At 35.1% G+C, this 26,831-nt stretch carries 24 protein-coding genes; 5 read left to right on the top strand and 19 right to left on the bottom strand.

The window, feature by feature from the left end; genetic code table 11:
* Nucleotides 1–39: 39 nt before the first annotated feature.
* Nucleotides 40–498: a thioredoxin family protein gene (locus EKL98_RS09120; RefSeq protein WP_126457471.1), complete on the top strand. Its 459-nt coding sequence runs from the start codon at nucleotides 40–42 to the stop codon at nucleotides 496–498.
* Nucleotides 499–502: 4 nt separating this feature from the next.
* On the opposite strand, the gene EKL98_RS09115 is transcribed toward EKL98_RS09120, so the two are convergent.
* The 5 genes from EKL98_RS09115 to surE form a co-directional block, all read right to left on the bottom strand.
* A complete protein-coding gene (locus EKL98_RS09115) occupies nucleotides 503–2,539 on the bottom strand; it encodes a ComEC/Rec2 family competence protein (RefSeq protein ID WP_126562110.1) in 2,037 nt (678 codons plus the stop codon).
* A 95-nt stretch (nucleotides 2,540–2,634) separates the two neighbouring features.
* Nucleotides 2,635–3,153 carry a C40 family peptidase gene (locus tag EKL98_RS09110; protein WP_126562109.1) on the bottom strand — a complete coding sequence of 173 codons (519 nt, stop codon included), beginning with the start codon at nucleotides 3,151–3,153 and terminating at the stop codon, nucleotides 2,635–2,637.
* 49 nt (nucleotides 3,154–3,202) lie between these two features.
* Nucleotides 3,203–4,315, bottom strand: a complete 1,113-nt coding sequence (gene lpxB, locus EKL98_RS09105; RefSeq protein WP_126457468.1) for a lipid-A-disaccharide synthase — start codon at nucleotides 4,313–4,315, stop codon at nucleotides 3,203–3,205.
* 101 nt (nucleotides 4,316–4,416) lie between these two features.
* Nucleotides 4,417–4,689: a hypothetical protein gene (locus EKL98_RS09100; protein ID WP_126453152.1), complete on the bottom strand. Its 273-nt coding sequence runs from the start codon at nucleotides 4,687–4,689 to the stop codon at nucleotides 4,417–4,419.
* Entirely contained in the window at nucleotides 4,682–5,461 is a 780-nt protein-coding gene (gene surE, locus EKL98_RS09095; RefSeq protein ID WP_126562108.1) for a 5'/3'-nucleotidase SurE, read from the bottom strand. The genes EKL98_RS09100 and surE overlap by 8 nt, the downstream gene beginning before the upstream one ends.
* Nucleotides 5,462–5,667: 206 nt before the next feature.
* Here surE and EKL98_RS09090 point away from each other — a divergent pair, with 206 nt between their 5' ends.
* Nucleotides 5,668–7,926, top strand: a complete 2,259-nt coding sequence (locus EKL98_RS09090) for a carboxy terminal-processing peptidase (RefSeq protein ID WP_126562107.1) — start codon at nucleotides 5,668–5,670, stop codon at nucleotides 7,924–7,926.
* Nucleotides 7,927–8,282: 356 nt separating this feature from the next.
* Here EKL98_RS09090 and rodA read toward each other — a convergent pair whose 3' ends face one another.
* The 6 genes from rodA to purH form a co-directional block, all read right to left on the bottom strand.
* Nucleotides 8,283–9,518 carry a rod shape-determining protein RodA gene (gene rodA / locus EKL98_RS09085; RefSeq protein ID WP_126457465.1) on the bottom strand — a complete coding sequence of 412 codons (1,236 nt, stop codon included), beginning with the start codon at nucleotides 9,516–9,518 and terminating at the stop codon, nucleotides 8,283–8,285.
* A 5-nt stretch (nucleotides 9,519–9,523) separates the two neighbouring features.
* Nucleotides 9,524–11,473 (bottom strand): penicillin-binding protein 2, encoded by a 1,950-nt coding sequence (mrdA, locus tag EKL98_RS09080; protein ID WP_126562106.1) that lies wholly within the window; start codon nucleotides 11,471–11,473, stop codon nucleotides 9,524–9,526.
* Nucleotides 11,470–11,976 carry a rod shape-determining protein MreD gene (locus EKL98_RS09075; protein ID WP_126457463.1) on the bottom strand — a complete coding sequence of 169 codons (507 nt, stop codon included), beginning with the start codon at nucleotides 11,974–11,976 and terminating at the stop codon, nucleotides 11,470–11,472. Before EKL98_RS09075 ends, mrdA begins: the two co-directional genes overlap by 4 nt.
* The gene (mreC, locus tag EKL98_RS09070) at nucleotides 11,969–12,793 is read right to left on the bottom strand and encodes a rod shape-determining protein MreC (RefSeq protein WP_126457462.1); all 825 of its coding nucleotides are present in this window, start codon (nucleotides 12,791–12,793) and stop codon (nucleotides 11,969–11,971) included. The genes EKL98_RS09075 and mreC overlap by 8 nt, the downstream gene beginning before the upstream one ends.
* Nucleotides 12,794–12,899: 106 nt before the next feature.
* Nucleotides 12,900–13,928 (bottom strand): rod shape-determining protein, encoded by a 1,029-nt coding sequence (locus EKL98_RS09065; protein ID WP_126452939.1) that lies wholly within the window; start codon nucleotides 13,926–13,928, stop codon nucleotides 12,900–12,902.
* Nucleotides 13,929–13,981: 53 nt separating this feature from the next.
* A complete protein-coding gene (gene purH, locus EKL98_RS09060) occupies nucleotides 13,982–15,508 on the bottom strand; it encodes a bifunctional phosphoribosylaminoimidazolecarboxamide formyltransferase/IMP cyclohydrolase (RefSeq protein ID WP_126457461.1) in 1,527 nt (508 codons plus the stop codon).
* Nucleotides 15,509–15,705: 197 nt separating this feature from the next.
* Between purH and EKL98_RS09055 the strand changes: the two genes are divergently transcribed.
* Nucleotides 15,706–16,956, top strand: a complete 1,251-nt coding sequence (locus EKL98_RS09055) for an ABC transporter permease (protein ID WP_126554946.1) — start codon at nucleotides 15,706–15,708, stop codon at nucleotides 16,954–16,956.
* 155 nt (nucleotides 16,957–17,111) lie between these two features.
* Here the strand turns inward: EKL98_RS09055 and accD are convergent, their stop codons facing one another.
* From accD to tamL, 3 genes are all read right to left on the bottom strand, one after another.
* Nucleotides 17,112–17,966 carry an acetyl-CoA carboxylase, carboxyltransferase subunit beta gene (accD, locus tag EKL98_RS09050; RefSeq protein ID WP_126457459.1) on the bottom strand — a complete coding sequence of 285 codons (855 nt, stop codon included), beginning with the start codon at nucleotides 17,964–17,966 and terminating at the stop codon, nucleotides 17,112–17,114.
* A 108-nt stretch (nucleotides 17,967–18,074) separates the two neighbouring features.
* On the bottom strand, nucleotides 18,075–19,142 hold the full coding sequence (gene fbaA, locus EKL98_RS09045) for a class II fructose-bisphosphate aldolase (protein ID WP_126562105.1): 1,068 nt from the start codon (nucleotides 19,140–19,142) through the stop codon (nucleotides 18,075–18,077).
* Between the two features lie 59 nt (nucleotides 19,143–19,201).
* Nucleotides 19,202–21,769, bottom strand: coding sequence for a translocation and assembly module lipoprotein TamL (gene tamL / locus EKL98_RS09040; RefSeq protein ID WP_126554950.1), 2,568 nt, complete (start codon nucleotides 21,767–21,769; stop codon nucleotides 19,202–19,204).
* Between the two features lie 37 nt (nucleotides 21,770–21,806).
* Here tamL and EKL98_RS09035 point away from each other — a divergent pair, with 37 nt between their 5' ends.
* Nucleotides 21,807–22,532, top strand: a complete 726-nt coding sequence (locus tag EKL98_RS09035) for a TrmH family RNA methyltransferase (protein WP_126457456.1) — start codon at nucleotides 21,807–21,809, stop codon at nucleotides 22,530–22,532.
* 53 nt (nucleotides 22,533–22,585) lie between these two features.
* On the opposite strand, the gene porT is transcribed toward EKL98_RS09035, so the two are convergent.
* The 4 genes from porT to EKL98_RS09010 all read right to left on the bottom strand — a co-directional run bounded on the left by porT (nucleotide 22,586) and on the right by EKL98_RS09010 (nucleotide 25,438).
* Nucleotides 22,586–23,290, bottom strand: coding sequence for a type IX secretion/gliding motility protein PorT/SprT (gene porT / locus EKL98_RS09030; protein ID WP_126457455.1), 705 nt, complete (start codon nucleotides 23,288–23,290; stop codon nucleotides 22,586–22,588).
* 1 nt (nucleotide 23,291) lies between these two features.
* Complete coding sequence (gene ubiE, locus EKL98_RS09025) at nucleotides 23,292–24,023, bottom strand: bifunctional demethylmenaquinone methyltransferase/2-methoxy-6-polyprenyl-1,4-benzoquinol methylase UbiE (protein ID WP_126457454.1); 732 nt, start codon at nucleotides 24,021–24,023, stop codon at nucleotides 23,292–23,294.
* Between the two features lie 597 nt (nucleotides 24,024–24,620).
* The gene (locus tag EKL98_RS09015; protein WP_126457453.1) at nucleotides 24,621–25,103 is read right to left on the bottom strand and encodes a dihydrofolate reductase; all 483 of its coding nucleotides are present in this window, start codon (nucleotides 25,101–25,103) and stop codon (nucleotides 24,621–24,623) included.
* 2 nt (nucleotides 25,104–25,105) lie between these two features.
* On the bottom strand, nucleotides 25,106–25,438 hold the full coding sequence (locus EKL98_RS09010; RefSeq protein ID WP_126457452.1) for a 2TM domain-containing protein: 333 nt from the start codon (nucleotides 25,436–25,438) through the stop codon (nucleotides 25,106–25,108).
* Between the two features lie 238 nt (nucleotides 25,439–25,676).
* On the opposite strand from EKL98_RS09010, the gene EKL98_RS09005 reads away from it, so the two are divergent.
* Complete coding sequence (locus tag EKL98_RS09005) at nucleotides 25,677–25,973, top strand: isoamylase early set domain-containing protein (RefSeq protein WP_126562104.1); 297 nt, start codon at nucleotides 25,677–25,679, stop codon at nucleotides 25,971–25,973.
* A 22-nt stretch (nucleotides 25,974–25,995) separates the two neighbouring features.
* On the opposite strand, the gene EKL98_RS09000 is transcribed toward EKL98_RS09005, so the two are convergent.
* Nucleotides 25,996–26,820: a thymidylate synthase gene (locus EKL98_RS09000; RefSeq protein ID WP_126452966.1), complete on the bottom strand. Its 825-nt coding sequence runs from the start codon at nucleotides 26,818–26,820 to the stop codon at nucleotides 25,996–25,998.
* Nucleotides 26,821–26,831 lie beyond the last annotated feature (11 nt).

The raw sequence follows: 26,831 nt of genomic DNA, 5'->3' as shown, positions 1-26,831 counted from the left end.
GGCATCATTTTTGATTTGTCCACCGTAAATAATATAGATATGAAGAAAGGTATAATAACGTTGTTATTGTTAGTTGGTTCATTTGCTGCTGAAGCACAAGAATTAGTGTGGGAGACTAATGTCAATAAGGCTCTGGAAGTTTCAGCCTTAACTAAAAAACCATTATTAATGTTTTTTACCGGAAGCGATTGGTGTGGTTGGTGCATCCGGTTACAAAAAGAGGTCTTGAAGACTCCTGAATTTGCAGCTTGGGCAAAAGAAAATGTCGTTTTGGTCGAATTAGATTATCCAAGACGAGTACCACAGACTGAAGAGGTAAAAAAGCAGAATAATGAATTACAACAAATTTTTGGCATACAAGGGTTTCCAACTATTATACTCGCAAATGGTACTACAAAAGAAGGGAAAGTCAATTTTGAAGGTATTGGCAGTACGGGGTATGTAGCCGGCGGACCAGCAGCCTGGTTAGCAGTTGCAAATGGTTTTTTGAAAAAATAAAATATTAATTCAATTTATAAAATCCCTTTTCGCCTGTTGCGTGAAAAGGGATTTTCTGTTTCTCGCAACTGGCTTTCCATTGTTTTTGTATGGATTTAAAGTTGGACGCATCAGCCACAACTAATTTTGGCTTCATTATTTGGAGTAAGCGGTCCATATTTATTTTAGAGGATTGTGTCAATATAATAACATCCGGATTGATGTTTTTGGGATACACTCCGGAATGGTCTACAATAAATATTTTTTCGCCTTTAAAATACAGGAAATTTCGGAGTTCTTTTTTCTGTCGTAAAGTGCTCAGGTTTCCAATGCGATAGGATTTTATAAGACTGTTTTCTTGTGCCGTTTTTAAAAGACTGTCATTGGCGTAAACAATGATATTTACTCCATTTCGTTCAGTGATCAAGGTATTCTTTCGGCTGTTGAAAACAATAAATTCCTGCTCGTTTTGCACGTTCCAATGGGTTGTAAAACAAGAAAATTGCACAACTATAATACAAGTTAAAGCGATTGCTAATTTGTGGAAAGTAGGTTTTTTAAACCAAATGACAAGGCTTATTAGAGCTAAATAACTGCTGAGTAACAGGTATAAATTAAGCGGAATATCTTGAATTATAAACTGTTCTATCGAAGCTATTGCGTTGATAATCTTGTTTAAATAGTAAATACTGGTTTCCAGCAGGTGGGAGAGAAAAACCGGAATAAGGTCAAATGCGGCCAAAATCATTACCAAAACGCCTACTATCATTATGAAACTCAGTACTGGAATAATGATTAGATTGGTCACAAAAAACAAACCCGGAAACTGATGAAAATAATAAATACTCAGGGGTAAAGTACCTATTTGCGCCGCCAAGGAAACGGTGAGAATGTTCCAGACGTATTTTGAAGCTTTGTTTTCTGGTTGCCACACAGAGGCCAAAAGAGGTTGCAGCCAAATAATGAAAAACAAAGCAATGTAACTCAACTGAAAACCAACGTCAAATAGAAACGAAGGCTCAAAAAACAAAATCAATAACACAGAAACTAATAAAGTATGGTAAATATTGACGCTTCTGCGCAGATGATTCCCAATAGCCACAAAGGAAAACATAGTCACCGAGCGAACTACTGATGGTGCTAAACCTGCAATTATACCAAAAATAGACAAAGATGCCAGAATAAGGAGTAGTTTAAGGAACGAGCCTTTTTTTGTATTTGGAATCGGCTTTAGAATATAAGTTACAAAAAGCAAAATGAAGCCAATATGCAGTCCTGAAACGGATAAAATATGTACGGCTCCCGCATACTGGTAATCCCGTATGATATCAGGTGAAATATCTTGTTGTTGCCCCATGATCAGAGCAATGGCAACATTCAATTCCGTTTTATTGAAGTTGTTTTTTTCTAAATTCCGAATAATTCGCGTTCTCAATTTTGAAGAATAGTACCAGATATTTTTCGCTGTTTTATTTCCAATTTTTATTTCATCACCAGCAGCAAACAGTTGTGCATAGATTTGTTTGTTTTCAAGGTATTTGCCGTAGTCAAATTGATTCGGATTCATAGGTTGTTTATTCCTTGACAACGTGCCTTTGATTAGCAAAGGGGTTCCTGCTGCAAATACGGGGTTTAAATGATTTTTTTGAACGTTAAGGAGCAATCGGCCAGACTGTTCTTTTTCATTAATATGGTTGACAAGGACTATATAACGGTCGCTAAATAAGGAGCTTTTCAGCTTTTCTCTAACAACAACAGAAATAGAATGAGGCTGCTCAAAAGCATTTGTATTGTGGGTGTAGTTGTCCTTTTGAAAATAATCCGTGTGGGTTACTTGTGTAGTGGTTCCAATGATAAAAGACAAAAAATAAGTGGCAATACCAAAATAAGCGGTACGGGTGTTGCTTTTTTTGGATAAAAAAAACAACACCCCAAAGAGACTCATAGCGGTTAAAAGTATAACAATGACTGCTGCTAATGGAGGATGCAGGTAAAAAGCGAAAAGAAGTCCTGAAACAAACCCAATTGTTATTCTTGCCAAAGGAAATTGTAGTACTTTCATGACTCTAAAGTACATATTTTTAGTACGTAACGAATTTATTTTTTTTGAAAATAGGTTGAAATAGAAACACAGGGATTAGTAATGAAGAACTCGAGCTATAAAACCCTGTTGAGTTGAGCAAATCTGGTTTTGTAATACACTTCTTTTGTGGAGGAAATCAGAACGCCTCTTGAGGTCGACGCATGAATGAATTTTATCTCGTCTTCATTGACTTCAATGACTATTCCTACGTGGTTTATTTGTCGGTTTCTATTGGTTTTAAAGAATATCAGATCCCCTTTTTTAGCTTTTTCTTGTTCATGATCTAAAATAATACCGTGTTTTGATTGTTGAATCGAGGTGCGAGGCAGACTTATTTCATTTGAATCAAAGATGTTGACCATCAAGCCGGAACAGTCAAAACCTGATTTTGTTGTCCCGCCATACCTGTATTTCACACCAATATTTTCAGCAGCAGCATCGATTAATTGTTCGACCAGACGTTGTGCTTTCCTTTTTTCGGATTGAATGGATTGCTCTTTTGGGTCTGCTTTTTTCGAGTTGGTTATCGGGGAAGTTGATTTACAAGCCGTAAAAAAGGTAAGAACCAATACAAGAAATAGAAAATGTTTCAAAAGAGTGTAATTTTTTTGTAAAGGGAGCTATTTATAAATAAGAGATAATCTACAGTAAATCAGACACGATGAGTTTTGCTGTTTTTTCACTAGCGCCAATGCCACCTAATTGCTGTTCTAATAACGCATATTTTTCTAAAAGAGTATTGCGGTGGTTGATTTCTAATATCTTTTTGAGTTCTTCTCGAATGCGTTTTGGATTGCATTGCTCTTGAATTAGTTCGGTCACCACCTCCTCATCCATAATTAAGTTGACTAATGAGATGTATTTCAGGGTAATAATTCGTTTAGCAATTTGGTAGGAAGCCCAGCTGCCTTTGTAGCAAACTACTTCCGGCACTTTGAAAAGCGCTGTTTCCAGTGTTGCCGTTCCTGAGGTTACTAATGCAGCTGTTGCATTACGCAGTAAATCATAGGTTTTATTAGAAATGAATTTAATGTTTTCTTGAGTGATGAATTCTTTATAGAAAGAAAATTCCTGACTTGGCGCCCCTGCAATCACGAACTGATAGTCTGGAAAATCATTTGCCACACTGAGCATGACTGATAACATTTTAGTTATTTCCTGTTTTCGGCTACCGGGTAAAATTGCAATTATCGGTTTGTCGTTTAATTGGTTTTCTGTTCTAAAAAGGATTGAATCAACTTCGGGTTGGTTGTGGATGGCATCAATCAGTGGATGCCCGACAAATTCTACCGGAAAATGGTGTTTGTCTTCATAGAATTTTTTTTCGAAAGGCAAAATCACATACATTTTATCAATATCACGCTTGATAGCTGTAATTCTGCTTTCTTTCCAAGCCCAAATTTGTGGAGAAATGTAGTAGTGCGTTTTCATTCCTAACGCTTTTGCCCATTTTGCAATCCGTAAATTAAAACCAGGATAATCAATGAAAATAAGAATGTCCGGCTGAAATTCAAGAATGTCTTTTTTGCAGACTTTGATGTTGCTTAAAATAGTTTTCAAATTAAAAATTACCTCAATAAAGCCCATAAAAGCTAATTCTCGGTAATGTTTTACTAAGGTTCCGCCTGTTGTATTCATTAAATCGCCTCCCCAAAACCGAATGTCAGCTTTAGGATCTTTTTTATAAAGTGCTTTCATTAAATTGGAACCATGCAAATCGCCTGAAGCTTCCCCTGCTATAATGTAGTATTTCATGTTTGTTGGATTAGAAAGGTATAAATTCAGCATTTAAATTTATAAATTCAGGTCTGTTATAAATGGTATGTCAATTTACAAAGGTAAACTAATAAGCCTTCTTAAATAAACAAAGTGAGTACTGTCATTAGTATGATGGCCAATACGACACCACGCGCCATCATTTCTTTATTCATTTTTAGCAGAATGCCAAAGGCTATCAACGTAAGGATGGATCCCAGTGTGATGATTTTTCCTAAATTTCCCTGCGCTTTTATGATCTGAATTCCAATGATAAACTGGAAGTCAGTAAAAAAGGTAATAAAGAGATAGCAACCAACTAGTGTAGTGAGAAATCCTACCAAAATCCCCCAGACTAAATCGTTCTTATTCATTCCATTTCCAGGTATTAAGTTGCTGTATGGCATGATGTGCTGTCAAGTCAAATTGAACTGGAACAACTGATATGTATCCATTTTCGAGCGCCCATTCGTCTGTGTCTTCGCCTTTGTCCTGATTGACAAATTCTCCTGCCAGCCAATAGTAATCCCTTCCTTGCGGTGTTTTTCTTTTATCAAATTTTTCTACCCAAAGTGCTTTGGCTTGGCGACAAATACGAATTCCTTTGATGTCCTTTTCGTTTAATTTTGGGAAATTAACATTTAAAACGACCCCTTCTGGAAGTCCATTTTCTAAAACTTCTAAAGAGATTTTGCGTATAAAGGTTTTGATCGTTTCAAAATTGGCGTTCCAGTCATAATCTAAAAGAGAGAAGCCTATAGCTGGAATTTCCTCTATTCCTGCCTCGACTGCCGCACTCATGGTTCCGGAGTAAATTACATTTATGGATGAATTTGAACCATGATTGACACCGGAAACACATAAATCTGGTTTTCTTTTTAGGATTTCATTTACAGCCAGTTTCACACAGTCCACTGGAGTTCCGGAGCAGCTGTACTCTAAAAATGGATCACTATCTTTAGAGATTTTATTCAAATACAACATGCTGTTTATGGTAATGGCATGCCCCATGGCACTTTGTGGATTGTCAGGAGCAACCACGACGATTTCGCCTATTTCTGCCATAACGGCAATTAAGGCTCGAAGTCCCGGTGCCGAAATTCCGTCGTCATTCGTTATTAGAATTAAAGGTCTTGTTTTTTTCATTATATCTGTTTGTAAAAAGATTGATTATTTTTGATTTTCGGAGTATATGTAATCCCCCTGAATGAAATCACTAAACAAAATATAAAAATAGGTTATGTTGGTTGATTTAACTTAAAATAATAAAAACAATTTATATCTTTAACAAAAATTTATGGGGCTACTGCTGCGGTTGGCATAGTTTTTACCATAATTTAGATTAAAAATTCATGAATACAATTCTTAGCTTTATGAAAAGAAATTATAAAATCATACTTGTTGTTGTATGCCTTTCGTTAACATTGTTTGCTTTTAAATATAATGCATCAAAAGAGAACGACCCTGAAAAAGATAAATTGCTCTTAGAGTTATTGACTTTTGTAATCCAGAAGGGACATTACAGTCCTGCCGATATTAACGATACTTTTTCAAAAGGAATCTATAAAGATTATATTGAGGCTTTAGATCCATCTAAACGTTTTTTCCTGCAATCCGATATCGATGAATTTTCGAAATTTGAGTTGTTGTTAGACGATCAGTTGTTGAATAAAGACTTGTCTTTTTTTAATCTTACCTATGATCGTTTGATGAAAAGAATGGAAGAGAGTAAAAAGATTTATAAGGATGTCTTGAGTGAGCCTTTTGATTATTCTGTTGATGAAAGCTTTAATATAGATTATGAAAAGGCTCCCTATGCTAAGAGTGCAAGTGAATTAAAGGATAAATGGCGTAAGCAAATTAAATTATCAACTCTTTCTTCTCTGGTAGATCGTTTGGCTTTACAAGAAAACAAGACTAATGAGGCAAAACTGGATGCTGCAATACTGAAAAAAGAGGAAAAATTAAAAGAAGAACTTTCTAAAGAAACAGCAAAGGACAGCACGGTAACCCCAGATAAACCAAAGACTTTTGAAGAATTAGAAAAAGAAACCAGAAGAAATTCTGGAAAATCATTAGATGAATATTTTGGGTTTATAAAAGATTTGGATAGAAATGATTGGTTTTCTGTGTATATAAATTCTATTACGGCTCGTTTTGATCCGCACACGAATTATTTTGCTGCCGAAGAAAAAGAACGATTTGATGTAAGTATAAGCGGAAAGTTAGAGGGAATTGGTGCCCGTCTCCAAAAGAAAAATGATTTAACTGAGATTTCGGAACTTATTTCCGGTGGTCCCGCATGGAGAGGGAAACAACTGGAAGCAGGAGATTTAATAATGAAAGTAGGGCAGGGCTCCGGAGTTTCAGTTGATGTTGTTGGGATGCGGCTTGATGATGTGGTAAAGAAAATTAAAGGACCAAAAGGTTCGGAAGTCCGACTTACAGTTAAAAAAGTAGACGGAACAATCAAGATTATTTCTATTATCAGAGATATTGTTGAAATTGAGGAAACGTACGCCAAGTCAAGTATCGTGAATAAAAACGGGATGAAATATGGGATAATTTATTTGCCTAAATTCTATATTGATTTTGAAAATAAAGACGGTAGAGATGCCGGTAAAGATGTTGCTATTGAAGTCGAGCGACTGAAACAATCCGGTGTTGATGGAATTGTTCTTGATGTTCGCGATGACGGAGGCGGATCATTATCCACGGTTGTAGATATTGCAGGCTTATTTATTGAGCAGGGTCCCATTGTTCAAATTAAATCAGCAGGAAGAAAAAAAGAAGTGTTGTACGATCGAGATAAAAAAATAGAATGGGATGGCCCTTTAGTAATTATGGTGAATAGTTTTTCTGCCTCAGCTTCTGAGATCTTAGCAGCTGCAATTCAAGATTACAAAAGAGGAATTATAATTGGGAGCAAACAAACGTACGGTAAAGGAACCGTTCAAAATGTGATTGACCTGAACCAGTTTGTGCGCAGTAGCTCCGTTGGGGATTTAGGTGCTATTAAGACCACCACACAAAAATTTTATAGAATCAACGGTGGTTCTACTCAACTAGATGGGGTACGAAGTGACATCGTTATGCCGGATCGTTATGCCTACTTGAAAATGGGAGAGCGCGATATGGATAATGCAATGCCTTGGGACAAAATTGATCGGGCTGACTACAGTGTTTGGACTAATAATGACAACTTTAATCAGGCGATAACAAATAGCAAAAACCGTATTAGTAAAAATGCACAGTTTCAATTAATTGAAGAGAATGCGAAGTGGATTGATAGTAGAAGCGAGGAGAATGTGTATAGTTTGAATATTGATACATTTAAAATCGCACAATCTGAAATTGAAGAAAAAGCTAAAAAATACAAACCAATTGTAGATTACAAAAATCTACTTACGTTTACTTCACTGCCTCATGAAGCAGATGCAATTAATAAAGACGCTTCTTTAAAAGAAAAAAGAGAAAGATGGCATGAAGCTTTAGCAAAAGATATTTATGTTGAGGAAGCACTGAATGTATTAGAAGATTTGCAATCAAAAGCAATTTCTAAAAAAAGCATTCCTGTTAAAATTAAAAAAGATAAATTAGCGAAATCTTAGGTAGTTTTTCAGCAAGTTTCAGTCAATAATAATAGAAAAACCCTGTACATTCTTAAGAACGTACAGGGTTTTTCTATTTGGGTAATTGTTTTTTCGAGTTTTGTAACTCAGTGAAGGAGACTAGATAAGTAAATCAATGCTGTTTATCTATCAATTTAGTGTGCTAAAATGTTACTGAAAAAGACCGGATTTATTGCAAATTACCATCTGAATTTTGGTATTGACGTATAACTTTAGGATTCAATTCAATGTAACAATAAGATAAATATATTTATTGTTTAGGTCTTTGATTCAAAAACAAAGAGTAATAATCCATAGTGAGGTTCGTGGATTACTTTTGTCTTAAATTTGTCAAATTACCATTCATTTACTTTATTGGCATCCATTTTTATAAATATAAAAAGCAATATTGTAAAACCCCAAAGACCGGAACCTCCGTAGGAAAAGAAAGGTAAGGGTACGCCTATGGTGGGGAAAATACCGGCTACCATGGCTATGTTTACAAAGAAATGAGTAAAAAGTACGCCTGCAACACAGTAACCATATACTCTGCTAAACTTTGTTTTTTGTCTTTCGGCAAGGTATATTATTCGAAGAAGTAAACAGGCAAAAAGGGCGATTACAGCCAGAGAACCCAGAAATCCCCATTCTTCGCCTACAGTTGTGAAGATGTAATCCGTGTGTTGTTCCGGTACAAAACCACCTTTGGTTTGTGTTCCTTCTAGGAATCCCTTTCCAAACCAGCCTCCAGATCCTATGGCTATTTCGGATTGATTGGTGTTGTATCCAATTCCTTTGAGGTCAACAGTTTTTCCTAAAAGAATATTAAAACGATCTCGGTGATGTTGTTTGAACAGGTTGTCAAATACATAATCTACAGATAGCACAAATCCAGAAATCAGGGCAAAGATAATACTGCTCAAAACAATATTTCGGTCTGCCAGTCTTGATTTGAAATGAACCAATATTATAATTGCTAATCCAATAAGTATTACATATTCTGGTTCTAATAATAAGGTAAACACAAATAAAAGAATTGTAATAAATCCAGTCCAAACATACCAAGCCGGAAGTCCTTCACGATACAAAACAATGATGAATATGCTGTATATCAATGCGCTTCCAGGGTCTGGCTGAGGCAAAATGAGTAGCACAGGTAGGAAGATTATGGCAAGAGCCTGTATTTGTCTATTGACTTCTTTTAAATTAATTTGTGTGTCACTCAAATATTTGGCTAATGCTAATGAAGTGGCTGCTTTTGCAAATTCAGAAGGCTGGATCGTGAAGCTTCCAATAGCATACCAGCAACGTTGACCAGCAATTGTTTTGCCAAATAAAAACAGCCCGGCTAATGTGAGTAGTGATACTCCAAAGATGATACTCGCATATTTCTCATAAAATTTCCCGTCAACCGAGAGTATTATGAATATTAATGGAATGGTCAATACGATGAAGATCAGTTGTTTTTCATAGGTGTCTTGCATCGAAGACATAGAGGAGGAATAGATATTTAACCAGCCCAAAATAACTAATACCGCATAGATGATTATGCTTATCCAATCAATATTATTTGTGATACTTTGGTTTTTCATTACATTTAAATAACTTGTTTTTTTACTTTTGAGGTATCTGTTTTAATCCTTACGGCAGGAATTGTTCTTTTATTTAAAAGCGAGTCGCTAATGCGTAATTGCAATTTGACTGCGTCAGAAAGTCCACCTAATTTGGCATATTGACTTTGTAAGCTGGTTGCAAGTATTCTTTTTTCCAGATCTATCCTTGTGATTTTTTGTCTTAGGTATTTTTCAATCATCAAACTGGCAATTGGTCCCGCTATTGTTGATCCAAATCCCCCATTTTCAACCATGATAGCAATGGCAATTTTCGGATTGTCTTTTGGTGCAAAAGCTACAAATATGGAATGATCTTTAAGTTGAATTCTTTTGCCTCCAATTTTAGCAAAATTTTCAGCTGTACCGGTTTTACCACAAATATCTATTCCTTCGACTTTAAGTGCGCTAGCAGTCCCCATGTTGTACACATCAAACAAACCGCTAATTATGGGTTTGAAGTGTTTTTTGTCGATGGTAGTGGTGTGTTTTGTCGTGAATTTTTTATCAATTTTGTGGCCTTCAATTTTTTTGATGATGTGAGGGGTGTAATAATAACCTTCATTTGCAACAGTTGCCATCATGTTAGCAAGTTGTATGGGTGTCATTAGAACTTCGCCCTGTCCTATTGAATTAGAAACGATCGTGGTACTTCTCCACCCTCCATTTGGATAGATGCGTTTGTATGTTTTAGAATCCGGAATATTTCCTCTTTTACCTGTTGGTAAGTCATATCCCATAAATTGTCCCAGTCCAAAGCTTTTTATGTGGTTGCTCCAAACATCAACAGCTGTGGACGGTTTTGTATATTTGTTTATTGTCTTCATATACGCTGTGGCAAAATAGGAATTGCAAGATTCATATATACCTCTGTGCAGCTGAAGAGAACCTCCTCTACAATGGCATCTCATAAATCGACCTCTTGCATAACTAAAACCATTATTGCAGGATACGCTTGTGTTTTCATCTATTACACCTTCTTGTAGAGCAACTAAGCCAGTTAAAATTTTAAACGGTGATCCTGGCGGATATTCAGCTAGTAATCCTCTGTCATACAGTGGCTTTGCTATTGAATCATGGTATAGTTGGGTGTAGTTTTTAGAGCGTTGTCTTCCTACCAATATTCCTGGATCATAAGAAGGAGCGGTTACCAGTGCTAGTATTTCGCCAGTGCGAGGTTCAATAGCAACAATTCCGCCTCTTTTATTAATCATCAATTCCTCTCCGTATTTTTGAAGTTCGGCGTCAATAGTAAGATTTATATCTTCTCCTTGCACGGCTATAGTGTCGTATTTCCCTTCTTTATAGGAGCCAATTTCCCTATTGTATTTGTCTTTTTGAATGTATTTAACCCCTTTTACCCCGCGTAAAAGATCTTCATAGCTTTCTTCAACTCCCTGTCTTCCAATTAAATCACCGCTATTGTAATATGGATTTTTGGCTACTAGTTTTTCATTTACCTGAGTGATGCCCCCAAAAACATTGGCTCCAAAATTTACTTCATAATCACGAAGGGAACGTTTTTGAAAATAAAAACCTTCATATTTTCTTATTTTTTCTTGAAAAGCTGCAAATTCACTTTTATTCAATTGTGATAAAAAAACAGAGGGTAACCGCGGACTATATATTCTAGCTTTTTCAATTCTTTTAATGAAATCTTCTTTTGAAATTTTCAACAATTGACAAAGTTCTAAAGTATCTGTGTTTTTTAATTCTCTAGGAATGACCATAATGTCATAAGATGCTTGGTTCGCAACCATTAATACGCCTTTACGGTCATAGATGTAGCCTCTTTCAGGATATTCATATTTTTTTTTAATTGCGTTATTTTCAGATTTTAACTTTAAGGTGTCATCCACTATTTGCAAATAAAAAATACGCAATATTAGTAAAGAAGTAGCAAGAATGATTAGGGAAGGCAATAGTGCTTTTCTCATCTTTTATTAGGCTTAATAAGGTATATTATAATTATGCAAATAAGGAGTGTGAATATGGTACTCAATAAAGTTCGTAATACGACATCTAAAATAAAGCTAAATTGAAAAGCTTCCAGCAAAAACATCGTAAAATGATGAATGGTAACCGATAGTAATAAAAAAGAAAATCTTTCTGGGGTTAATACATCATTCAGTTTTATAGTTTGGTATTCATAACTTAACCCAAAGGAGAACTTAAAAACAGAAGGTCTAAAGTAGGCTAATACTAAGCAAGCGGTCGCATGTGTTCCTCCAGAATTACTGAACATATCCATGATAAGGCCTAGTAAAAAACTAGCAATTAGTAGTCCTGATTTATTTCCATTTACGGGATAAAGTATGATAAATAACACATAAGGAAATGGGCTTATATACCCAAAAAAATTCATGTTATTAAATATGATAATCTGAATTGCTAATAACAAAAGGAATCGGGAAATATTGACTAACAGTGCGCTATTCATCCTTATTTCTTTTTTCTAAATTAATAATTTCTTCACGATCTTTACGCGTTATAATATAAACGTGACCTAGATTTGTCATATCGTTAAATAATTTAACATTTATGGTGTAATAATTAGTCTGATTGTCTATTTCTATTTTGTCAATAGTTCCTATGTTGATGTTTTCTGGAAATATTACAGATTGCCCCCCTGTTACAATGGTATCTCCTTTTCTAATAGCGGCTAATCTAGGAACATCTATCAATTGTACAAAGCCAGTACTTTTTCCGTTCCATATCAAAGATCCAAAATGATTGGATTTTTTGATTTTAGCATTAATTTGAAATTTCTTATTTAAAATGCTGATTACAGTGGCATAATTAGGTGAGGTATTTTCTATGATTCCTATAATTCCTAAGCTGTTTATAACGCCCATGTCTGGTTTCACACCTTCTAGTTCTCCTGAATTTAAGGTTAAATAATTTTCGTGAGTACTATAAGAATTGTGTATTACCTTAGATACTAATATATCTCCTGATTCGATCCCTTTTAGACTGTCTAGTTTTTTTATTGCAGTGGTATCTTTTTTGTTAAATATAAGACTCTTTAATTTTGCGTTTTCAAGCGCGAGTGCTTCATTTTCAGTTTTTAAATTCAAATATTCATTAAGGTTGTTTACCTTTTCATAGACACCTCCGCTTAGAAAATTTGCAGAACTAATTATTTTACTTCTGTGAAAGGAGTGGGATTGAATGGTAAGGGATAATGAAATACCCAAAAGCAGCAAAAACAGTAACCGATTACTGTTTTTAAAAATAAAATTAAATATTTGCTGCATTTTCTAACGGTATAATATAAATAGCTGTCTGTTTTATTTTGGAATCTAATAGTTGTTGCTGGATGCTATCTCAGTCCTGTAAATTGACAAGAGTAGCTATAACAAATTACTTGATTAAAATACTTTTAAATTTAGCAATGTTTTTTAGTGCCATTCCTGTCCCTCTTACTACAGCTCTTAACGGATCTTCTGCAATGTAAACTGGTAAATCAGTTTTTTGTGAAATTCGCTTGTCAAGACCTCTTAACATGGAGCCTCCACCGGCAAGGTAGATTCCTGTGTTGTATATATCGGCAGCTAGTTCTGGGGGAGTTTGTGATAACGTTTCCATAACGGCATCTTCAATTCTTTGAATTGATTTGTCTAATGCTTTTGCAATTTCTCGGTACGATACTTCTACCTGTTTTGGTTTACCAGTAAGTAAATCTCTACCTTGAACGGACATGTCTTCAGGAGGTGTTTCTAAATCTTCTATTGCTGCGCCAATTTGAATTTTTATTTTTTCAGCTGTACTTTCTCCAACAAAAAGATTGTGTTGGGTACGCATATAATATACGATATCATTTGTGAATACATCGCCAGCTATTTTTACTGATTTGTCACAAACAATACCACCTAAGGCGATTACGGCAATTTCAGTTGTTCCACCACCTATATCTACAATCATGTTTCCTTTTGGTTGCATAATATCAATACCAATACCTATTGCTGCTGCCATAGGTTCGTGTATTAGGTATACTTCTTTACCGTTTACTCTTTCACATGATTCTTTTACGGCTCTCATCTCCACTTCGGTAATGCCAGAGGGAATACAAACGACCATTCTTAACGCAGGAGTAAACATTCTTTTCTTTAGCGCGGGTATGCTTTTGATAAACATACTTATCATTTTTTCTGAAGCATCAAAATCAGCAATTACACCATCTTTCAAAGGGCGTATTGTCTTAATGTTTTCATGTGTTTTACCTTGCATCAAGTTGGCTTCTTTGCCCACAGCAATGATTTTACCAGAAACTCTGTCTCTGGCAACAATTGATGGACTGTCTATTACAACTTTATCATTATGTATGATTAAAGTATTAGCGGTACCAAGGTCTATCGCGATATCCTCAGTCATGAAATCAAAAAATCCCATAAATTTTTTGGGGTTAAAATGTTATAAATTTGAAACGCACAAAGTTAAACAAATTAATGTTTAAAATGACGCGTTCCCGTAAATACCATTGCAAGTTTATTTTCATTGCAATAGTCAATGCTCAAATTGTCTTTGATGGATCCGCCTGGCTGAATTACCGCAGTAATACCTGCTTTTTTAGCTATTTCAACACAGTCTGGGAAAGGGAAAAATGCATCACTTGCCATTGAGGCTCCATGTAAGTCAAATCCAAAATTTTTAGCTTTTTCTATCGCCTGTACTAAGGCATCAACTCTGGATGTTTGTCCTGTACCGGATGCAATAAGTGTTCCGTTTTTAGCAAAAACAATCGTGTTTGATTTGGTGTTTTTACAAATTTTGGAAGCGAAAATTAAATCCTGAATTTCCTGTTCAGTAGGAGCTGTTATGGTAACGGTTTTTAAGGCTTCTTTATTGTCAGTTACCGTATTTCTTTCTTGAATTAAAAGTCCGTTCAAGCAGGTTCGTGCCGTTTTTTGGGGTAACGCAACCTCGTTCTGAACTAATAGGATTCGGTTTTTCTTTTCTTGTAAAATAGTCAGGGCCTCAGTATCATATTCGGGGGCAATGACCACCTCACAAAATAATTTGTTTATCTCTGTTGCAGTCGCTGCATCAATTTTAGTATTGGAAATTAAAACACCTCCAAATGCAGATGTCGGGTCACAAGCTAATGCGGCTAAATAGGCCTCAGTAATAGTTGTTCGTGTCGCTAAACCACAAGCGTTGTTGTGTTTTAATATGGCAAATGTAGGGCCGTCATTGTTGAATTCAGCTATCAAATTTACAGCCGCATCTACATCTAACAAATTATTGTATGATAATTCTTTTCCGTGCACTTTGTTGAACATGGCCTCAAAATCTCCAAAGAAAAATCCTTTTTGATGTGGGTTTTCACCGTATCTCAGCACTTGACCGTTAGGAATACTTTCTTTGTAAATGGTTTCGTCAGTATTAAAATAATTGAAAATTGCAGTGTCATAATGCGATGAAACATGAAATGCTTTTGTTGCCAATAATTTTCGGTCTTCCAATGTTGTGGCGCCATTTTGATCGATAATTAAATCTAAAAGCAAGCCGTATTGATCTACCGAAGCCACAATTACGGTATCCTTGAAGTTTTTTGCAGCAGCACGAATTAAAGAAATACCACCAATATCTATTTTTTCAATGATGTCTGCTTCACTTGCTCCTGAAGCAACCGTTTTTTCAAAAGGATATAAGTCAACAATGACTAAATCAATTTGTGGAATGTTGAATTCTAGCATTTGTTGTGCATCACTCTCATTATCTTGGCGATTTAGTATTCCACCAAAGACTTTTGGGTGTAATGTTTTTACTCTTCCACCCAAAATAGAAGGGTAAGAGGTCACATCTTCAACGGGTATTACGGGAATTCCTAAATTTTTTATAAAATCCTCAGTCCCTCCAGTAGAATAAAGTGTAACATTTTGACTGTTTAGTTGTCTTACTATAGGTTCTAATCCTTCTTTTGAAAAGACGGAGATTAATGCAGATTGAATTGTTTTAGTTGTGCTCATTATGTAGTTATAGTTATAAAATGCAAAAATAGTTTTTTAATGTCAAAATTAAGCCATTTGAAATTGAGATAATTGTAATTTTTACGGCTATTGCAACGGGAAACATAAAAATAGCGCTTTCACAATGTAACGAAACGATTTTTCATTAGGTTTCTGATTAATATTTATAGAATTTTACTTAACACTAAATAGATTGTATGTTAGTTTACCTTCGATTATTAAAAGAGAGTTTTAGCTTTGCGATGAATGCATTGCGCAACAATAAGTTACGAACGCTGCTTTCTTTGTTAGGCGTTACTATTGGAATTTTTTCTATTATAGCGGTACTCGCTGCTGTAGATTCTTTGGACAGAAAAATCACTAAAGATTTGAGTAGTTTAGATAAAAATACGATTTATTTGATGAAATTTTCTTTCGGGCCTTCGGAAATTCCACAATGGAAAAGAGAACAGTTTCCTAATGTGAAGTATGATGAATACACCTATATGAAAGGTGCAATGACTAACACGGATCAAATGGCCTATCAAATATTTATTAGAAGAGAATCTATTAAATTTGATTCAAAAACAGTTAGTGATGTCAATATAGTTCCTGTTTCTCAGGAGTTTATAGATATTCAGGGCCTTGAGTTTGAAAGCGGACGATTTTACAATGAATCCGAAGCCAATTCCGGAGCTACAGTTGTTGTTTTGGGGAATGAAATTGCAAAATCACTTTTTGATGATGCAGAACCCATTGGAAAAAACGTGCGGTTGTATGGAAATCGTTTTACGGTCATTGGGGTTTTGAAGAAACAAGGAGCGGGTTTGTTTGGGGATAGTAATGACACCTCAGCTTATATTCCAGTCAATTTTGTGCGACAACTATACGGGGATAATAATACTGCTTTGACAAATGTTATTATTTTTAAACCTGAAAATGGAGCTGACATGGCAGCTTATAAAGAAGAAATAGCACAAAAATTAAGAAGCTTTAGGGGATTGAAAGCAGGTGAAATAGATAATTTTTTCATTAATGTTTTTTCTGGATTTACTGACCTTATTGATGGTATCCTTGGGCAAATGAATCTTGTAGGATGGGTTATCAGTGGCTTTTCTCTGCTTGTAGGTGGTTTTGGAATTGCTAATATTATGTTTGTTTCTGTAAAAGAGCGTACGAATTTGATTGGGATCCAAAAATCATTGGGAGCCAAAAACAAGTTTATATTATTTCAGTTTTTATTTGAAGCGATAATATTATCAGTTATTGGTGGTTTGATAGGATTGCTCTTAGTTTGGATTATTACTCTTATTGTAACAAAAGCCTTAGACTTCGAGTTTGTCTTAAGTATGGGTAATATTGTCCTAGGAACAGGATTAGCGGCTATAATTGGTCTAATATCCGGAATTCTACCTGCAATTGCAGCTTCTAAATTAGATCCGGTGGAGGCTATTCGTACCGGGATATAAAAAACTCAGGTTTGAGTAATCCTCTTTTGTAAACACTTAATTTTAAATATAATGGCATAACAAAAAACAGCTTCCAATATTTTTTTGGAAGCTGTTTTGTTTGGTATAAAGAGAATGTAGCGCAAATATAAAGTCCCAATTGCTTGGGATTTTATTTATCGAATATCATTGTTCTGAATCAAATCAATGTACAAGTTGATCTTGTCTTTCAATTCTTTTCTTGGTGTGATAAAGTCTAAGAAGCCATGTTCGAGTAAAAACTCAGCAGTCTGAAAACCCTCAGGTAAATCTTTACCAGTTGTGTCTCGTACTACCCTTGGGCCAGCAAATCCAATTAATGCGCCTGGTTCAGATATGTTGATGTCACCTAGCATCGCGTAGGAAGCAGTTGTTCCTCCAGTTGTTGGATCTGTGCATAACGAAATATAAGGCAGTTTTGCTTCGGCAAGTTGTGCTAACTTAACAGATGTTTTGGCTAATTGCATTAAAGAATAGGCAGCTTCCATCATTCTGGCTCCACCTGATTTTGAAATCATCACAAAGGGCATGTTGTTTTTGATGGCGTGATCAATTCCTCTCGCTATTTTTTCACCTACAACTGCACCCATAGAACCACCAATGAAGGCAAAATCCATACAGCAAATAACTAAATCTTTACCTTTTGATTTTCCAACTCCCGTGCGTACTGCATCCTTGAGTTTGGTTTTTTCCATTACATCTTTCAAACGATCTGCATATTTCTTGGTATCAACAAAGTGCAAAGGATCTTTAGATGTCATATTCTTGTCTAATTCAACAAATTCATTGTTGTCAAATAAGATTTGAAAATATTCAGCACTTCCAATTCTGACATGAAAACCATCTTCGGGACTCACAAATAAGTTGCGAGCTAGTTCATCGGCATCAATGATTTTTCCGGTTGGAGATTTGTACCAAAGTCCTTTTGGAATATCCATTTTGTCTTCGGTAGCGGTAGTAATCCCTTTTTCTTTTCTTTTAAACCAAGCCATTTCTTTAGTATTCAGTGTTCAGTAATCAGGTATTCAGTGTTTTGTAATCAGTTTTAGTGTTCCATTATCAGCATTTGAGATCTGAACACTAAAAACGGACCACTATTTTTATAATGTATTCACATTGTTCAAGTCAGCAAATGCTTGCTCAAGTCTTGTGTTGAAAGTAACTTCACTTTCACGCAACCATTTTCTTGGGTCGTAATGTTTTTTGTTTGGAACATCAGCGCCTTCTGGGTTTCCAATTTGAGTTTTCAAATAGTCAATATTTTTAACCATGTAATCACGAATTCCTTCTGTAAATGCAAATTGCAAATCAGTATCGATATTCATTTTTATTACCCCGTAGCTGATCCCTTCTCTTATTTCTTCTAATGTAGAACCAGAACCACCGTGGAAAACGAAATCTACTGGATTAGATCCTGTATTGAATTTATTTTGAACAAAATCCTGAGAATTTTTCAATATTTTTGGAGTCAATTTTACATTTCCGGGTTTGTACACTCCATGTACGTTTCCAAAAGCAGCAGCAATTGTAAATCGTGGACTTACTTTTGAAAGTTCTTCGTATGCGTAAGCAACTTCTTCCGGTTGTGTATATAATTTAGAACTATCTACATCAGAGTTGTCTACACCATCTTCTTCACCACCTGTGATTCCAAGTTCGATCTCTAATGTCATTCCCATTTTACTCATTCGTTCTAAATAGCCTTTGCAAATTTCGATGTTTTCTTCGATAGGCTCTTCAGATAAATCAATCATGTGAGACGAAAACAATGGTTTTCCGGTTTTAACAAAATGTGCTTCGGAAGCATCTAATAGGCCGTCTATCCAAGGTAATAATTTTTTCGCACAATGGTCAGTATGTAAAATTACAGTTGCTCCATACGCTTCCGCCATGGTGTGAATGTGTAAAGCTCCTGCAATTCCACCAGCGATAGCTGCTTTTTCACCAACATTCGAAAGTCCTTTACCTGCATTAAATTGTGCTCCTCCATTAGAAAACTGAATGATAACAGGAGCATTAAGTTTTGCTGCAGTTTCAAGGACACCATTGATTGTATTTGATCCAGTAACGTTTACTGCCGGAAGTGCAAATCCTTTTTCTTTTGCGTAATTGAAAATTTCTTGTACTTGATCTCCTGTAGCTACGCCCGGTTTAATAGTATGTGCCATTGTGTTTTTTTTAGTTATTTTTTAGTTTTTAGTTTTGCAAAAATAAGAATTATTTAGCATTAGAACGGGTAATTTATTCCAAAATTTAAAACAGAGTTTCCAAAATTATATTCTTGAAACCATCTTTTACGGGTTTCGTTGGCAGGATTATAGGTTTTAAATCCTAAATCAAAACGAATTACAAAAAAACTCAGGTCATATCGAAGGCCGAATCCCGTGCCTAATGCAATGTCTTTTAAGTCGCTGAAACTGGTAAATGTTGATTTCTCATCCACCACATTATCCAATACGTTCCAAATGTTCCCGGCATCAGCAAAAAGGGCCCCTTTTAAATTGCCTAATATTTTAAATCTAAATTCACCACTAATGGCAATTTTCATGTTGGCTTCATTAAAATCATCTACAGCTCCGCTACTCCCGGGACCTAAGCTGTATGGTTGCCAGGCTCGGTTGTCATTTGAGCCCCCAGAAAAATAACTCCTTGAAAAAGGAATGTAATTTGAATTCCCAAATGGGACTGCAATGCCAAAAAAGGATCGAAAGGCAAAGATCTTTTCTTTAGATAAATCCCAATGTTTGATGTATTCAAATTCTGTTTTTAGGTATTCAGAGTATTCTAAATTAAATATCTCATAATTACCGGTGACATTTTCTTTTTGATTTGTCGTTTTTGCAAAAGCTGACAATAGTGTTCCCGCTGATTCTATTTTTGTTCTAAAGAGATAAAAATCATTGTCTAATAAGTCTTTCTTTGTTGTTTTTGAAAACGTAAAACTTGTAGCGAGTATAAAATCGTTTTCCGTAAGTCGGAGTCTTCTTTCCTCAATGCTTTTTACACTTTCTATATCAGCACTTTCTAATGGTTTTAAGAAACTCGCATTTCCTGATAAGACATCACGGGTAAATCCAGTTGTGCCTCTTTCAATGACTAAATCCCTATCGATATCATTGTTATAGTAGTTAGGGTTGGTGTTGTATTGCTTCCCTATGGCATTCAATGCTCTGTAAGAAGAGTTGTAAACAAAGAAATAATTATTGGGATTTAGATTGCGAACAAACTGGGTGTTAAACAGGTCAAATCGGGCAGTATGGTTTCTTTTTGGAGTCCAATTGTACGATAGTGCTCCCGTGAAATTTTCTTTGTCTAACCCCAGATTTCTTTGTTTTGCGAAACCGACTGTGATTAGTGTGGAGGGAATCATGCTTTTTGGAATGATTTTTTCAGTGCTAAAGGGAATGAAAATTCTAGGAATATTTAATTTTAAATCCAACCCGTACTCGGATACATTAAAAAAATTATTATTTGGATTGGCAAGATCTTGTGAGGAACCTATATTGCCACGGGCTGCAATTTCCAGTGTTTCAGCACCATTAAAAACATTTCTGATTGTTTCTGAAACACTCAATCCGATACCAAAATCCTGAATGTTAGAATGGGTAACATCTAGTGTAGTCCCAAAACTATATTTTTTGCGGGGAGTCAGGTATACTTTAGCGATCAGCGATTGTGCAGTACTGTCTCTTTTGTCAACTTCATATTGTATGGAGGGGTAGTTGAATACTTTGAGGTTGTTCAGGTAGCGTGTGGTCAAGACTGTTTTGTAATCAGCATACAAACCTCCCTTTGTAATGAATATGGCGTTAGTTATCGCGCGAGGTTTGTATTTTAATTTTTGATGGCTGTATAAATTGAAGTTTTTGTAGGTTGTACTATCTGTAATAGTCCGGTTGTTATTCTCTGAGGAATAGTCCGTATAAATATTTACATCACTTATTTTATAAATTTTAAAAGGCACCGTTTTGCTAGAATCCTGATCTTGGTACGAATAATTATTAATGACCAGGTTTATATTTGCTTGATTTACTTTTTTAATCGTGTCAATATCAAAAGTAACGTAGTTGGACTGAAAATAATAGGCTCCGTTATTTCTGAAATGAGTGGTAATTCGGTTTTTTTCATTCTCAAAATCTTCTGTTTTGTATTGATTGCCTGATTTTAGAAAGGTATTGGATTTATTGGTTTGGTATAAAGAGTCTAATGCTGGAGTTAAAATAGTGGTTTTTAAAGTATCTAGGAAAAAGGCATTTCCGGGCGTTATGGCGTATTTTATTTTAGCTTTTTTAAGGCTCAGGGTGTCTATGTTGTAATTTGCATTTACATTAAAATAGCCATTGTTGAAATAGTAATATTTCAATCGCAATACTGATTTGTCAGCTCTTTCTTTGTCGATAATTACAGGAGGCTCTCCTGTTTTTTTTAAAAAATTATGGATGCCATAATATAAAAAAGACTTTCCGAGTCTGTTGACTTGTTTTTCAGACAGCCATTTGGATTGTCTTTTGTATTTTTCGGGATTGTTCGCAAACTTAGCCTGATAGGTTGAATCTGGATTTAGATTGGCAAGATTGTAAAGGTTCAAGCGCAAACGATAGCCCAGCAAGGTACTGTTTGGTTTTTGATACAACTGATTAAAAATAGTTTCCTCCTTAATGGATTTGCCATTGGCCTCGATTTCATTTTTTGTAAGCAGCAATTTCCCGTCAGGAACTCTTTTTACAGCGTCACAAGCGCAAATTAGTATTGCAATTACAATAAATGCAGTTATTTTTGTAGAAATTTTTTTCAAGTGTTCTAAAATATTTAATTCAAAAGTACATTATTTTATGGTTAGTAAAAACCAAATAAAGCTTATAACGAGTTTGCAGCAAAAAAAATATAGGATAGCCAATAAATTATTTTTTGCCGAAGGTGTCAAAGGAATTGAGGAACTATTGGATTCTAATTTTGAATTGGAACATTTGTTTACCACCCAAAATGATTTTGATTCGGTAAGCCAAGAAAAAAAAACCATTATTTCAGAAAATGATTTAAAAAAAGTTACAGCATTGGCTACTCCGAATACATGTTTAGCCGTTTTTAAGATGCCAGTAGAAAAATCAATTACTGAAACCGGTTTGATTCTAGCGCTTGATTCTATTCGGGATCCTGGAAATTTAGGGACTATATTGCGTTTGTGTGACTGGTTTGGGATACAACAAGTCTTGTGTTCAAAGGAAACGGTAGATCTGTATAATCCAAAAGTGGTTCAGGCAACCATGGGCTCCATTGCCCGGGTGAATGTTAATTATGTTGATTTGAATGTTTTTTTAGCGCAGACAAAACTTCCAATTTTTGGGACCTTCATGGATGGAGAAAATATTTATAAAGCAACTCTTCCTCAACAGGGAATTATTATCATGGGGAATGAAGCTAATGGAATTTCTCCGGCTCTTGAAAATGAGGTCCACAACCGACTCACAATTCCTCGTTTTGGGAATCTTCAAAAAACGGAAAGTCTGAATGTGGCTGCAGCAACAGCAATTGTCTTAAGTGAGTTTTGTAGAGGCTGATAGCAACGCGCAGTCATAGTTTACGGGAGAACTTAAAACGGCCAAACTACTTTTTAATGGAAAGTAAAATTAATTAAAATGGCTCTGGTCTTTAAGGCTTCAATGTTTCCTGTCCAAGGACTGCTGGGGTCATTGTCTCTAATTAGTTCGTCATTAAGTCCAAAAACACCTCTTATGGAAGGCGAAAATATAAAATATTCGGAAAAAAGGTCAATTCCAAAGCCTAATTCATAATTAGTAGTCCATGATTTAACTCGAAAGCGTTCCTGCAAATTATCATCCATCAACTTAGAGTTGCTGGATAAGTTTAAAGTAGCTGACAATCCTCCCACTAAATAGGGGCGAATATTGCCCGTTCTTAGGGAGGAAAATTTCAACAATAAAGGAAAATGAATGTACGTGCTGTTCACTTCTCTAAGCGCATCGCCACTGTTTGAAAAATTAGGATAATACAAGTCTCTTTTTGTGTAATACAATCCAGGTTCAAATCGCAAGTTAATGTATTCCTGTAATTTTACATCACCAATAATTCCCACATTGAAACCGGTTGTTTTTTTGACCAGTATATCAGGGCCTTTCATTTTATAATCAATTTTAAAATCATAGGAATTGAATCCTAAGTAAAAGCCATAATAAACTTTCTTTTTTTGAAAATTTTCCAAATTAACAATGGGATCTTTGCTGAAAATAGTTCGAGACTTTTGGGCGTATCCGTTTAGAATAAAAGCAAAAAAGAGTAAGGCAATTATTTTTTTCATGTTATTTTTTAGAAGCTGAGTAAATGGTCGCCACACCAAAGGTTTGCGGTAATGCTACAACATCTATAAACCCAATTTCTCTTAAAATATTGTTTAACGCCTCGCCATAAGGAAAAGCGGCAGCTGATTCAGATAAATAACCGTAGGCAACGTTATCCTTAGAGAATAATTTACCTATCAAAGGCAGGATGTTTTGACTGTAAAAAGTATAGCCTTGTTTGTAAGGCGTTTGGTCTGGCACTGACGTTTCTAAAATTACAAATACACCATTTGGTTTTAAAACTCTTAAAATTTCAGCTAATCCTTTTTCCAGCGTTTCAAAATTTCGAACACCAAAAGCAACGGTAATCGCATCAAAATAATTGTCTTCAAAAGGCATGTTTTCTGAGTCGCCCAAAATCATTTCAATAGTAGCAGTAAGGTTTTTGGCAGCAATTTTTTGGACGCCAACTTCCAGCATTCCGGCAGATATGTCTAAGCCAATGATTTTTTCAGCATTGGTTTGTGCCATTAAAATCGCTAAATCTCCGGTGCCCGTAGCAATATCCAGAATTATTTTTGGATTGGATTTCGCAACCATCTGCAAAACTTTTTTACGCCATTTTATATCAATTCCAAAAGAAATGACACGATTCAATTTATCATAGTTGCCTGAAATAGTGTCAAACATTTGAGCAACCTGTTCTTTTTTACCTAAGGCAGAACCTTTATAAGGAGTTATCTTTTCTGACATTTTTTTTATGCAAATATAATACAAACGGGATGAACTAAAAACGAGTTCTTTAAATTAGAAGCAAGTTTTGTTTTATGTGCCGGAATGATTTTTTGCGTATTAAATAAGACTAAGTCCGTTAAATAAGAATCATTTTTTTTATTTGAAATATCACTAAAAGTGGGTATTGTATCTCCGATTTTTATTGCGCAAATTTGGTATTCAAGAAAGAACCATATTAAATGATTAAAAAAGAGTCAGTGAACCTAATCAAATGGATATTTTTAGCGCTATTTATCTCATTTGTTCTTGTTAGCTGTTTTGAAAATACTGTTTTACAAGGCAGTATTGTAGTTAAAGCGCATCATACGTTCTTAGGATTAAATTTGTTTTTGGAAATTTTAATTTTTTTCGTCTTTAGTACCTTCGTGGTATTTGGTATTAAAGGCTTTTTTGAGATGTATTCTCAAAAAACATCAAACATTATAATCTTCGTTTCTGGAGTGTTACTAGTGTTTGTAATTTTTATATTAGTTTATCAAATACTGTTTCAAGACTAGGTCATTGCTCTTAATCAATGGTTAAAAAAAAACATCCCCAAAAGGATGTTTTTTTATTTTATTTCCTAACGAATGTCTGGTAGGAATAATCGTAAAGATGCTTTTCATCCTTCTCATTAAATTCCGAAACTATTATTTTCCATTCGGACTCATTAATCGCAGGGAATCTGGCATCGCCTTCAAAGGAGTGATGTACCCGTGTGATTTCTATTTTATCAGTAAAAGGAAGTCCCAAAGTATAAATTTCGCCGCCACCAATTATAAAGGTGTCTTGGTCTTTTGGACAAACTTCCAGTGCTTTTTCAATACTATCAACAATTATGCATCCTTCAGCGTGATACTCTTTTTGTCGGGTGATTATGATGTGGGTTCTGTTTGGTAATGGTTTGGGAAAACTTTCAAATGTTTTTCTCCCCATTATGATATGATGCCCGGAAGTAAGTGATTTGAATCTTTTAAAATCGTTGGGCAAATGCCAGATTAATTCATTGTTTTTTCCTAGCGTATTATTCTCGGCTACGGCCGCAATCATTACTATCATAATTATTTAGGGTCGTCGTTAGATACTTGCGTCTGTAATTGGTCTATTTTCTTTTTTTGCAAAGCGACCAGGCGGTCTATTTGTTCTCTTTCCCAATCTTTATTCATAAATCGATCCGTGATGAAAATTTTTATAAAATGCAAAATAAAAAGGAATAGCCATATTGTAATAACCCAAAGATACCAATACGAGACTACCGTACTATCAAGGAAATTATGAGCAACAAATAGCAATAAACTTCCCAATACAAAAAGAACAAAATGAAAATACAATCGTTTCTTTTGTTTTATTCTTCGTCTTGCATATTCATATTGTTCGTGTAATTCTTTTTCCATCGCTCTGATTTTAGTTTATAAAGGTAAAATTTATTTTGCAAAGTCACTATTTTGCCTCAGGATTATTTCAACAGAAAACGTATTCTGATTTTTGAATAGTAAATTTACGATCCTTTAAATTATTGAATTTATCAAAAATTAACATAGTTTACGGCATTCCATTAAAACTTCACAGGAGCCATTGAAACTTCAATATATTACATTTACTTTGTTTTATAAACCTATAAATGAATATGTTATGCCGATTAAAAAACAATTTGTAAAAACAAAGCCAGTTTGTAAAGTTACTTTTTCGGTAGCGGCAAAGGCAGCAAGTCATGCTTCTGTTGTGGGTGATTTCAACAATTGGAATGTTGCTGAAGGGGCTTTAAGTAAATTAAAAAATGGAACTTTCAAGGGAGTATTTGATGTGGCCAAAGACGCTGCTTACGAATTCAAATACGTTATCGACGGAGTATTTGTCAATGAACCAGAAGCAGATTCTTTCAAATGGAATGCGTTTGCTGGAAATGAAAACGGTGTTTTAGTAGTATAGCTAAACACCGTTTTTTATTATTTTATACCGCAACACTTCCTTTTATCGTGGCATGAGGTTCATAGCCTTCAAGGGTAAAATCTTCAAAACCAAACGCAAAGATGTCTTTTATATTGGGATTTAAAATCATTTTTGGTAATGGTTTTGGCTCACGGGTCAATTGCAATTCCAGTTGTTCAAAATGGTTGTTATAGATATGTGCATCGCCAAAAGTGTGAATGAATTCACCAGGTTCTAGATCACAAACCTGCGCAATCATCATGGTGAGTAACGCATACGAAGCGATATTAAAAGGAACTCCTAAAAAAATATCAGCGCTTCGCTGGTACAACTGACAAGATAGCTTACCCCCAGAAACATAAAACTGAAAGAACGCATGACAAGGCGGCAAGGCAACTTTATTGTTACTTACATTTTCGTCAAATGATTTTGTCGTGTCAGGCAGAACCGATGGATTCCATGCTGAAACCAGCATTCTGCGGCTGTTAGGATTCGTTTTTAACTCTTTAATTAATTCCGATATTTGATCAATTTCTTCACTATTCCAATTGCGCCATTGGTGGCCGTAAACAGGCCCTAAATTTCCATTGGCATCAGCCCAAGCATCCCAAATTTTAACGCCGTTTTCTTGAAGATACTTAATATTTGTGTCTCCTTTTAAGAACCAAAGCAATTCGTAGATAATGGATTTTAGGTGTAGTTTTTTTGTAGTTACCATCGGGAAACCTTCATTTAAGTCAAAACGCATTTGGTAACCAAAGACACTTTTTGTCCCGGTTCCCGTACGATCTCCTTTTTGACAACCGTTTTCCATTACGTGTTGTACTAAATCTAAATATTGCTTCATTGTCTATATGA

Source organism: Flavobacterium bomense (genome assembly GCF_003970355.1).
This window is presented reverse-complemented; position numbering and strand designations above follow the sequence as displayed.

Excerpts from the sequence above, each read along its gene's own strand:
- EKL98_RS09120 (WP_126457471.1), top strand. The coding sequence starts at position 40 with ATGAAGAAAGGTATAATAACGTTGTTATTGTTAGTTGGTTCATTTGCT.
- EKL98_RS09115 (WP_126562110.1), bottom strand. The coding sequence starts at position 2,539 with ATGAAAGTACTACAATTTCCTTTGGCAAGAATAACAATTGGGTTTGTT.
- lpxB (WP_126457468.1), bottom strand. The coding sequence starts at position 4,315 with ATGAAATACTACATTATAGCAGGGGAAGCTTCAGGCGATTTGCATGGT.
- EKL98_RS09100 (WP_126453152.1), bottom strand. The coding sequence starts at position 4,689 with ATGAATAAGAACGATTTAGTCTGGGGGATTTTGGTAGGATTTCTCACT.
- surE (WP_126562108.1), bottom strand. The coding sequence starts at position 5,461 with ATGAAAAAAACAAGACCTTTAATTCTAATAACGAATGACGACGGAATT.
- EKL98_RS09090 (WP_126562107.1), top strand. The coding sequence starts at position 5,668 with ATGAATACAATTCTTAGCTTTATGAAAAGAAATTATAAAATCATACTT.
- rodA (WP_126457465.1), bottom strand. The coding sequence starts at position 9,518 with ATGAAAAACCAAAGTATCACAAATAATATTGATTGGATAAGCATAATC.
- mrdA (WP_126562106.1), bottom strand. The coding sequence starts at position 11,473 with ATGAGAAAAGCACTATTGCCTTCCCTAATCATTCTTGCTACTTCTTTA.
- EKL98_RS09075 (WP_126457463.1), bottom strand. The coding sequence starts at position 11,976 with ATGAATAGCGCACTGTTAGTCAATATTTCCCGATTCCTTTTGTTATTA.
- mreC (WP_126457462.1), bottom strand. The coding sequence starts at position 12,793 with ATGCAGCAAATATTTAATTTTATTTTTAAAAACAGTAATCGGTTACTG.
- EKL98_RS09065 (WP_126452939.1), bottom strand. The coding sequence starts at position 13,928 with ATGGGATTTTTTGATTTCATGACTGAGGATATCGCGATAGACCTTGGT.
- purH (WP_126457461.1), bottom strand. The coding sequence starts at position 15,508 with ATGAGCACAACTAAAACAATTCAATCTGCATTAATCTCCGTCTTTTCA.
- EKL98_RS09055 (WP_126554946.1), top strand. The coding sequence starts at position 15,706 with ATGTTAGTTTACCTTCGATTATTAAAAGAGAGTTTTAGCTTTGCGATG.
- accD (WP_126457459.1), bottom strand. The coding sequence starts at position 17,966 with ATGGCTTGGTTTAAAAGAAAAGAAAAAGGGATTACTACCGCTACCGAA.
- fbaA (WP_126562105.1), bottom strand. The coding sequence starts at position 19,142 with ATGGCACATACTATTAAACCGGGCGTAGCTACAGGAGATCAAGTACAA.
- EKL98_RS09035 (WP_126457456.1), top strand. The coding sequence starts at position 21,807 with ATGGTTAGTAAAAACCAAATAAAGCTTATAACGAGTTTGCAGCAAAAA.
- porT (WP_126457455.1), bottom strand. The coding sequence starts at position 23,290 with ATGAAAAAAATAATTGCCTTACTCTTTTTTGCTTTTATTCTAAACGGA.
- ubiE (WP_126457454.1), bottom strand. The coding sequence starts at position 24,023 with ATGTCAGAAAAGATAACTCCTTATAAAGGTTCTGCCTTAGGTAAAAAA.
- EKL98_RS09015 (WP_126457453.1), bottom strand. The coding sequence starts at position 25,103 with ATGATAGTAATGATTGCGGCCGTAGCCGAGAATAATACGCTAGGAAAA.
- EKL98_RS09010 (WP_126457452.1), bottom strand. The coding sequence starts at position 25,438 with ATGGAAAAAGAATTACACGAACAATATGAATATGCAAGACGAAGAATA.
- EKL98_RS09005 (WP_126562104.1), top strand. The coding sequence starts at position 25,677 with ATGCCGATTAAAAAACAATTTGTAAAAACAAAGCCAGTTTGTAAAGTT.
- EKL98_RS09000 (WP_126452966.1), bottom strand. The coding sequence starts at position 26,820 with ATGAAGCAATATTTAGATTTAGTACAACACGTAATGGAAAACGGTTGT.